Annotated in this window: 1 pseudogene; it reads right to left on the bottom strand. The window is 72.2% G+C overall.

Annotated features, from left to right (window positions below):
• Positions 1 to 424 (bottom strand): annotated as a pseudogene (locus tag ACLZOT_RS50080) (phosphatase); the annotation flags it as partial.

The following is a 424-nucleotide window of genomic DNA, read 5'->3' as shown; positions in this document are numbered from 1 at the left end:
GTGAGGTCGCCGACGCTCAACAGCGTCTCGCCGTCGGCCAGTTCGAGGGCGTCGTACCAGTCGCCGCCGATCAGCGTGCTCGTCGACGAGGGGAGGTGGTGGGCCGCCAGGTCCAGGGTCTCGGGGCCCCGGTGCGGGAGCCGCAGGGAGCCACGCCACGGCGGCAGCACGGCCTCCTGCAACTCGACCGCGAGCCGGTGCTCGGTCTGCGCCCGGTGCCGGTCGCGCTGGAGCGAGTCACGGGTCTCGCTCACGGCGCGCTGACTGAGCCGCAGTTCACTGACGTCCCGCAGCACGGCCCACATCGAGGAGGTGCTGCCGTCGGAGTCGAGCACGGGCTCGCCCATCATGTGCACGGTCCTGGCCTCGCCGTCCGGCCGTACGATCCGGAACTCCCCGTCGATGGGCTTGGCGTCTACCAGGC

It is taken from the genome of Streptomyces sp. 4F14, assembly GCF_048159485.1.
In the GTDB taxonomy this organism is placed as follows: domain Bacteria; phylum Actinomycetota; class Actinomycetes; order Streptomycetales; family Streptomycetaceae; genus Streptomyces.
This window is presented reverse-complemented; position numbering and strand designations above follow the sequence as displayed.